Source organism: endosymbiont of Riftia pachyptila (vent Ph05) (genome assembly GCF_000224455.1).
In the GTDB taxonomy this organism is placed as follows: Bacteria; Pseudomonadota; Gammaproteobacteria; order Chromatiales; family Chromatiaceae; genus Endoriftia; species Endoriftia persephonae.
Map to the genome: position 1 here is coordinate 1 of NZ_AFOC01000134.1, position 6623 is coordinate 6623.

Genomic DNA, 6623 nt, shown 5'->3' on the forward strand with positions numbered 1-6623 from the left:
AGAAGCCCCCTTGTATATGAATTCGCTTCCGTACCGGGCGGAACTGGTAAAATCCCCACCTCTTCATTTCTGAATTGTATGGAGGCCAATGCAGCAATTTTTTGTTGCCACCTGGCTGCTGCTGGCCGCCGCAGCCGCTCATGCCCTAGAGATTGAGGTGCAGATTGAAGGCCTGGACAGGGAGCAGGAGGCGAATGTACGCGCTTTCCTCTCCCTCGAGCGAGAGAAAGAGCGAGAAGCTCTGACCAAGGGCCGCATGCGCCTGCTGCACCGACAGGCACCAGCGGAGATCCGTCGGGCACTGCAACCCTTCGGCCACTTCAAGCCGGCAATCGACTCCCGCCTGGAGCAGATCAACACCGGCTACCGTGCCCGCTACCAGATTGAGCCAGGCCCCCGGATCCAACTGGCGAAGGTCGAGTTCAACACCACCGGCCCGGGCAGAAATGACGCCCTATTTGCATTCGGCCTCGACCTGCAGCCAGGCACCTTCCTGAACCAGGCCCGCTATGAGAAGCTCAAGCAGCAGCTACTGAGCGATGCCATCGAGGCCGGCTACCTAGACGCCCGCTACACCATCCACCAGGTTCGGGTAGATCTAGACAGCTACCAGGCCTCCATTCGCCTGCAACTGGAGACCGGCCCGCACTACCACTTCGGCGAGGTACGCTTCATACAAGACAAGCTGGCCCCCGGATTCCTGGCCCGCTACCTGCGCTTCCAACCGGGCGACCCGTTCAGCCACGAGCAGCTGTTGACGCTGCAATCCAACCTGATCGACAGCGAATACTTCAACCATGTAGAGGTGCGAACCCTGCGCGATCAGGCAGTGGCAGATCAGGTGCCCATCGAGCTGCTGCTGTCGCCCAACAAACCGAACCGCTACCGCGCCGGTATTGGCTTCTCCACCGACACCGGACCGCGCATCACCCTGGACTGGAAACGCCGACTGATCAACCGTGAAGGCCACCGCATGCTCAGCGAGCTGCGTCTGTCGGCACCACGCAGCTCACTGAAGACGGAATACACCATCCCTCTGGAGCGACCATCACAAGACTCTCTATCGTTCTCGGCCCAGGGTGACCACTACGATACCGACAGCCGTCTTGGCGTGCGCCTGCTGCTCAACAGCGCCCACTCAATCGGCCTGGACAACGACTGGCGACGCACCATCGGCATCGACTACTCCTACGAGAATTTCGAAGTGGGCGCGCAGGACGACAACGCCTTCCTGCTGGTGCCCTACCTCAGCTGGTCGCAGTTGCACAGCGACAGCCTGGACTACATCCAGCGCGGCCATCGGATCGACTTCCGCCTTGAGGGCGCCACCCAACAACTGCTCTCCAGCACCAGCTACATCCAGGCCCACACCAACGACAAGCTCATCCGCGGTCTGGGCGACGGCCACTGGCGCATCCTCGCCCGGGCGGAGCTAGGCGCCACCTTGGCGGAGGGCCTGACCGACCTGCCCGCCTCCAAGCGCTTCTTCGCCGGTGGTGACAACAGCGTACGCGGCTTCGGCCTGGATGAGATTGGCCCGCGGGATGCATCCGGCGAGGTGATCGGCGGTCGCTTTCTCGCCGTGGGCAGCATCGAGCTGGAACGTCTGCTGACTGGCAAGTGGAGCGCTGCAATGTTCATCGATGCCGGCAACGCCTTCGACCCCGACTACGATGCCGAGATCCACTACAGCGCCGGCATCGGTCTGCGCTGGCACTCGCCAGTGGGGCCGGTCCGCATCGATCTGGCCAGGACTCTGAGCACGGATGAAGCCGCGCTGCGCTTGCACATCGTGGTCGGCCCCGAGCTATGAGCTGGCGCAGAAAAGCGCTGCATGTTTTGGCGACCCTGCTCAACACCGCCCTGCTGGCCCTGATCGGCCTCCTCCTGGGACTAGGCCTTGTAGTGCATAGTGAAAACGGCACCCGCTGGCTGTTCAACCTGGCCCGGGATCTGGTCCCCGGCGAGCTGTCCGCAGAGAGCCTCAAAGGCCGCCTCACCGGCCCGCTGGACCTCACCGGGCTCAGCTATCACGATGGCGATCTGCTGCTGGAGCTGGACCGGCTACACTTGGACTGGCGGCCCACCGCCTTGTTGCAGCGGCGCCTGCAGATTATCTCCCTGGAACTGGATCGGGGCCGCCTGGCATTGCCGCCAACCGAGTCGGACTCTGCCCCGACCAAACCCTTCCCCGGTCTCAGCCTGCCCCTGGAGCTGGTGCTGGAATCGCTCCAGCTGACCGACGTCCACATCATCCCACCCACGACAGCCGAACCCATCCTCATCGAACAAGTCGGCCTGGCTGCCCGGGCCGTCGACGATGTGGTGCAGATCGAACATCTGGAGGCTGCTGGCTTTGGCGCCCGGGTGGAGCTGGCCGGCGAGCTGCAACTGGCTCCGTTATTACCATTGAACCTGGAGTTGGGCTGGCACTACCAGCTACCTGAAGGCCCAGAACTCTCCGGCCAGGGCCAGATTACCGGCGATCTGGCCGAACTCAAACTCGAACAGACCCTGTCTGCCCCCCTCGCCGCCGTTTTGAACGCCAGCCTGTATGAACTGCAGCAGGCACCCCGGTGGGATGCGAAGCTGACCCTGAACAACACCGATCTCGGCGCCTTTGCCGCCAACTTTCCTACCCGGGTCAGCGGACGACTACACAGTAGCGGTACTCCGGAGGTAGTCACAGTCGACGGCAGACTGAGGCTGACCGAGCCCGCCCTGGGCGAGCTGAATATGGACCTGGCCGCGACCTATGAAGACGGCACGGTGACCGCCGAACGGCTGCTCATTACTACTCCCGCTGGCTCTAAACTCGAAGGCTCCGGTCGATACACTACCGACGACGCCTTGGGCGTATTCGATGCCGAGCTCGCCTGGAGCGCTCTGCGCTGGCCCCTGACTGGGGAGAGAGTCCAGGTACGTAGCAACCAGGGCCGGTTGGAAATCAAGGGCCAACCGGCAGACTACCGCTACCAACTGATCCTGGACGCAATCCTGCCGGATCAGCCTGCGCTCACGCTGGAGGCATCCGGCAGCGGCAATACCGATGGCGTGGACTTCGAGGCGCTGCGCATTCGCCTGCCAGAGGGGCATATCGACGGCTCCGGCCGCGCCGACTGGGCGCCGCAGCCGGCCTGGCAGCTGAACCTGACCGGCACCAGCATCAACCCCGGTCTGTTCCACCCCGATTTTCCCGGCAAACTAGCGCTGCAGCTAGCCACCCGGGGCCGGGTGGCGGAAGGCACGCCGCAAGCCGAGGTAGAGCTGACCCAGCTTGAGGGCGTGCTGCGCGATTATCCGCTCAAGGCCGAGGGCGAACTGAAACTGACCGGCGAGACGCTGCACATCAAGCAACTGGCGCTGACCTCCGGCAGCAGTGTGATTCGCATCGAGGGCAGCGCCGGCAATATCCTCGACCTGGGCTGGACGCTACAGGCAGAGAATCTGGCCAGCCTGTGGCCAGGCCTGTCCGGCTCCTTGCACAGCGAGGGTCGGCTGGCTGGCAGCCGTGAAGCACCACAGCTCAAGGCCAACATCGACGGCAAGGCCATCGGTTTCGAGGAGCACGCGGTTGCAGATCTCCAGGTACAGGCGGAGCTGGAGCTGGGCGGTGAGCAGAATATCGACCTGGACCTGGCAGCCCGAGGGCTGAAATCCGGCGCCATGCAGTGGCATCAACTGACGCTGGGCGCCAAGGGCACGCGCAATGCGCACCAGATCGAGTTGAAACTAGAGAGCGAGCAGGCACCAACCGCGCAACTGCTCATCGACGCCGGCCTGGATGCAAAAAACAGCTGGAGCGGAACCTTACAGGCCCTGACCCTCACCCTGCCCGAGATCGGCCGCTGGGATCTGGAGCACCCCACCCTCTTCACCCTGGCGACCGAGACCCAGCGGGTGCAGGAACTCTGTCTGGCCGCCGACGGCGGGCGTCTGTGCGCGGCATTCGATGGCAGCGACGCCAAGGGCTGGAAAGCGAAGCTGAGCGCCCCCGCCTTTCCCCTGGCCTTCTTCCAGCACTGGCTGCCCCCGGAATTGAAGCTCACTGGTCGCAGTGACCTGGCGGCGGACTTTTATGCCGCCCCAGATGGGGATATCCGTGGCCGAGCCGAACTGGAGCTACCCGAGGGCCAGCTAGCCTTCGAGGTGCAGGGCGAACCACACCAACTGGACTTCTCCGGTGGCAGCCTGCAGGCAAAGCTGGATGCCACGGGTGCCCATGCCGAAATTGGCATACCCCTGGCCGACCTGGGGGAGATCGACGGAGAAATACGCCTGCCCGGACTGAAACTGTCGGCACTTGCCCCGGACAAGCAACCCCTGGCCGGCCAGCTTAAAGCACGCATCAACGACCTGAGCCTGGCCTCGGCAATGGCACCACAGTTGCAGAATGTAGCGGGCTACATCGATCTTGATTTCACCTTGGCCGGGCGCCTGGCCAGACCCAAACTCAAGGGCAAAGCGGAGCTGAAAGAGGGAGCCCTGGATATCCCGGAACTCGGGCTGGAGCTGCGCGAACTGGGCCTGAGCCTGAAGGCACCGAGTCTGGAACGGCTGGAGATAAAGGGCAGGGTACGCTCCGGCGGAGGAACCCTGACCCTGGAGGGTGAGACCCGCATCGAACCGGCCGAGGGTTATCTCACCCGACTCAAGCTGCAGGGTAAAGACTGGGTGGCGCTGAACATCCCCGAGGCGGAGGTGCATGTATCGCCAGATCTGCTGATCCTGCACACCAAGGAACAAACCGAGCTGAACGGCGAGGTCCGCATCCCCTACGGCCGCATCCGGCCACGCGAACTGCCAGAAACCGCTGTCACCGGCACCCCGGATCTGGTGGTGGTGGGCCGCGATGCACCACAACAGGAACAGGCCGACCCGAACTTCCATTCCAGGCTGCGCATCGTCTTCGGCGACAGAGTCAGCTTCGAGGGCTTCGGCCTGCGCGCCAACCTCACCGGCAACCTGCTGGTGATCGACGAGCCGGGTCGGCCGGTCATCGGTCGCGGTCGGCTGGGCGTGACGGACGGCAGCTACCGCGCCTACGGCCAGGACCTCAAAATAGAACGCGGCTACGCCCTGTTCGCCGACAGCCCGGTGGACAATCCGGGGCTGGACGTGCAGGCGGTGCGCGAGGTTGGCGAGGTGACCGCCGGGCTGCGCGTGAGCGGCACCCTGAAGACGCCCAAGCTGACACTCTACTCCACCCCGCCCATGACCCAGAGTGAGGTCGTCTCCTATCTGCTCACCGGGCATCCGCCGGGTAAATCCGGCGCCAATGTGGGCGTGGCCACGGCACTACAGGCCACCGGTGTGGGTAGCCTCACCACCGAGGTGGGCCGTCAGTTGGGTTTGGAGGAACTGCGGGTGGAAACCGGTAACAGCCTGGCCGAGGCATCGGTGGTGGCCGGCACCTATCTGTCGCCGCGCCTCTACGTGCAATACGTCAACGAACTGGCCTCGCGCGAAACCAAGCTGCGGCTGCGCTACGACCTCACCGACAGGCTGCAGATTCAGACCGAGACCGGTCGATCCCAGGGGGTGGACCTGTTCTACACCATCGAGCGTTGAGCCGGGAGCTGTTAAGCCTCCCAAGCGGAACCACCAGGGAATCAAAGGCGAAACACTTGGGACGAGTTACCGCATCATCGCAAGCGTCAGGGATGCGTACTACAGATGGGGTTGGAGTTCAGCAAACCCCATAAAAAACAAAGCCCCCACCAGACGGCGAGGGCTTTGTCAGCAGTGCGACGCGTCCGATTACTCGAACGCGCCTTTTTCGGCATCAAACCCGCAAGAGTTTAGATGTCCTTGTGCGGTGCGAAGGCCGGGCGCTCAAAAGGCTTGCGCTCCATAGCAACCTTGCGACGCTCTTCCATCTGCTTGCGAGCTTCGGCGCGGCGCGCCTCCATCTCTTTCATAGATGCTTCACGGCGAGCCTTGGACTCTTCCATGCGCTTGGCAACGTCAGCAGGCATGGCGCGGTTGGCGGGAGCAAAGTTGGCGAAGCGCTGTTCCATCTGCTTGCGCTCTGCTGCCATACGCTCCTGCATGGCCTTCCTCTCCTGCTCCATGGACGCAAAAGGATCAACATTCTGGAAGTTCTTGGCGTACTCACGCTGGGCGGCAATCGCCTGCTCGAAGGCCTTGCGCTGTTGCTCAGCGAAGGTCTTCTGCTGTTCGGTCAGGGCAGCCTGCTGCTCAGCGGTCGGAGCAACCGGCGCTGCATAGGGGGCACCGTAGTAGGGGTAACCGTAAGGGCCGTAGTAGTCATTGTAACGGTTGTAGCCGTAGCCATTGCCGCGACCCTGGCCACGCATGCTGAAGTTCATGTCGAAAGCACCATCAGCAAAACCGTCACCAAGGAAGTCATTCGCCCAGTTGTTGCCGTTGTTGCCCCACCAGGCACTTGCGGAAGCAGAAGCAGCAGCCAGTGCAACGGCAGCAGCGATAGTAGAAACCTTTTTCATGTCACTCACCCGGAAAATCTTTTGAAAACCACGCTTAGTCTTTTCAGCACGTCCCTGTGCTGTCAATCATCCTGATTCGTTCCTACTTATTTAGCAGGAGCAGCCGGAGCCTGAGGGGCAACCGGAGCACCGTAAGGAGCGCCATAGGGAGCA

General features: G+C 62.8%; 3 protein-coding genes. 2 read left to right on the top strand and 1 reads right to left on the bottom strand.

From position 1 onward, the window contains the following. Window positions 1-88 precede the first annotated feature (88 nt). Window positions 89-1813, top strand: a complete 1725-nt coding sequence (locus tag RIFP1SYM_RS15095; RefSeq protein ID WP_005966394.1) for an autotransporter assembly complex protein TamA — start codon at window positions 89-91, stop codon at window positions 1811-1813. After that, complete coding sequence (locus RIFP1SYM_RS15100; RefSeq protein ID WP_005966395.1) at window positions 1810-5571, top strand: translocation/assembly module TamB domain-containing protein; 3762 nt, start codon at window positions 1810-1812, stop codon at window positions 5569-5571. Before RIFP1SYM_RS15095 ends, RIFP1SYM_RS15100 begins: the two co-directional genes overlap by 4 nt. Before the next feature lie 230 nt (window positions 5572-5801). Here the strand turns inward: RIFP1SYM_RS15100 and RIFP1SYM_RS18665 are convergent, their stop codons facing one another. Beyond that, window positions 5802-6470 carry a sulfur globule family protein gene (locus RIFP1SYM_RS18665; RefSeq protein ID WP_039960692.1) on the bottom strand — a complete coding sequence of 223 codons (669 nt, stop codon included), beginning with the start codon at window positions 6468-6470 and terminating at the stop codon, window positions 5802-5804. Window positions 6471-6623 lie beyond the last annotated feature (153 nt).